The sequence below is a fragment of the Filimonas effusa genome, from assembly GCF_004118675.1.
GTDB lineage: Bacteria > Bacteroidota > Bacteroidia > Chitinophagales > Chitinophagaceae > Filimonas > Filimonas effusa.
The window spans coordinates 1-449 of the sequence record NZ_SDHZ01000013.1; the positions used below are offsets into that span (position 1 = coordinate 1).

The 449-nt window shown below is 40.3% G+C and carries 1 tRNA gene and 1 rRNA gene; both read right to left on the reverse strand.

The features are described 5' to 3' along the window. Positions 1-86 (reverse strand): 23S ribosomal RNA (locus ESB13_RS23660); the annotation flags it as partial. 262 nt (positions 87-348) lie between these two features. Next, positions 349-425 (reverse strand) — tRNA-Ala (locus ESB13_RS23665). Positions 426-449 lie beyond the last annotated feature (24 nt).

A 449-nucleotide genomic window follows, 5' to 3' on the forward strand; every position in this document is an offset into this window, starting at 1 on the left:
GCTTTCCGTTGCTTATCGCAGCTTACCACGTCCTTCATCGCCTCTCAGACCCTAGGCATCCGCCATACGCCCTTATTCGCTTTAAAAAATTTACAAATTACTTTGATTCGTTTCTCTATACCCTTTTAGGTATATGAAACTCGCTTTCCCAATATGTCAAAGAACTTAACAGCTAACTTTCGTTTCGCTATTCTGCCAGTGTGTAGGTTATGAACCTGTAGACCTAAAGTCAACACTTATAAATGGATGGTAGATAGTTGAGTTTAGATGGTAGACTTTACTTTTAAAGTTTCATCTTTCACTTTTATCTTCCCAACATTTTAAAGAACTTTTTGATAAACCTCCATTTGGTGGAGGATATCGGAGTCGAACCGATGACCCTCTGCGTGCAAGGCAGATGCTCTAGCCAACTGAGCTAACCCCCCAATTGTAATTCCTTACTTGATTCG